Annotated in this window: 2 protein-coding genes; both read right to left on the bottom strand. The window is 65.4% G+C overall.

Annotated elements, in window-relative coordinates; genetic code table 11:
• Positions 1-442 (bottom strand): formyltransferase family protein (locus tag E1267_RS43770; RefSeq protein ID WP_281283772.1); only part of this gene is annotated, 442 nt, incomplete at its 3' end.
• A 537-nt stretch (positions 443-979) separates the two neighbouring features.
• Positions 980-1234 carry a hypothetical protein gene (locus tag E1267_RS43765; protein WP_132342216.1) on the bottom strand — a complete coding sequence of 85 codons (255 nt, stop codon included), beginning with the start codon at positions 1232-1234 and terminating at the stop codon, positions 980-982.
• Positions 1235-1398: the final 164 nt, after the last annotated feature.

Genomic DNA, 1398 nt, shown 5'->3' with positions numbered 1-1398 from the left:
CCACCTCCACCACCAGCTCGACCGCCGCATCGGACACCGGCCCGTTGTACAACGCCGACTTACGCGGCGGCTCCGACGGCATCGCGAACACCCGATACCCCCAGATCGGACCCGCGTCCATCTCCTCCACCGCCTGCAACGCCGTCACCCCCCACTCAGGCTCGGCATCCACGATCGCCCAATCCAGCGACGACGGCCCACGATCCCCAGGAGGCCCAGGATGAATGATCACCGTACGGTGCCCCTGCCACAACGCCGCCGGCACCCGCTCCTTCAAGAACGGGCAGATCACCAGATCCGGCTTGGCCAGCTCGGCCGCCTCCACCATCGCCTGCTCGGAGACGGCCAGCTCGACACTCACCTCATGACCCTCCCTCCGCAACGCCAGCCAGGCACGCTGGGTCAGGCCGTTGAACGCGGAGCAGAGCAGCAAGATACGCAACGCGGTACTTCCTTCAGGACAAGGGAGACGACACGACGCACGGGCACGGGGGACCGGACTCAGCCGGACGGGCGAACCCACTGGTCTCGGACATTACAGTCCGTCCCATATGACCCATACATGCCTTCGATGCTGACACGAAACTCACACCACCGCTGACACTTCACCGCAAAAACCCCTGCTGACCAGCGCCGATTAGTCCCATTTGCCCACAAACATCACGCTCTGCGACGTGGCCACACCCGTCGGCGACCGGCAGGGCAACCCGAGGAGCGGCCCGCGATCCGCCACGGCCGGGGGAGGACCCCCCGCAAAGGGCCTGCCTGATCACAACCGCACGCGGTTAGCGTCCACCCGGGAGGGATGACAGGAATGACGGCAGCCCAGCACGCCCGGCGGAAGCGGCACGAACACCCGACACCACCGGACAAGCAGCACCAAAGCAGGACACACCACCCGATACCAGACAGAATCCCTGTTCTGTCGGGTATCAAGAAGGGCTCCCGCAGGGACGCAAGGAAAGGGGGCCGCCGGACCCTACAGGCGGTTGACGAACCTCGATGCGGCCCGCTGGCTCATGCCGGTCTCGCCGCGTACGAGGAAGACGGCCTCACGGATCTGGCCGAGCGCCTTGAGTTCCCGCGCCTGGTCCACAAGATCCACACTGGGGTTCGGCCGGTTGCGCGGCGCCTTGGTGAGCCGTACGGCCCAGATGATCAACCAGATGACGGCGGCGGTGATGACGGCCGTCAGCGCGACGAGGCTCGGGGTGGTGACCTCCAGGGGTGACATGTGTGGGCGTCTTCCCGGGATGGAACGGTTTATGCGGGCCGCTTCCGCAGTTGATTGATAATGACCATTATGTCAAGTAGAGGGGGTGCGGGGGTCTGACGGCTGGTTTGACGGCCTGTTGATTCGCTGTCCTTGGGGGTTTCCGGGGCTTAGGGTGGGGATTC

It is taken from the genome of Nonomuraea longispora, from assembly GCF_004348345.1.
In the GTDB taxonomy this organism is placed as follows: Bacteria; Actinomycetota; Actinomycetes; order Streptosporangiales; family Streptosporangiaceae; genus Nonomuraea; species Nonomuraea longispora.
Note: the sequence above shows the minus strand (reverse complement) of the source record. Positions and strands in the feature narration are given on the sequence as shown.

Excerpts from the sequence above, each read along its gene's own strand:
- E1267_RS43765 (WP_132342216.1), bottom strand. The coding sequence starts at position 1,234 with ATGTCACCCCTGGAGGTCACCACCCCGAGCCTCGTCGCGCTGACGGCC.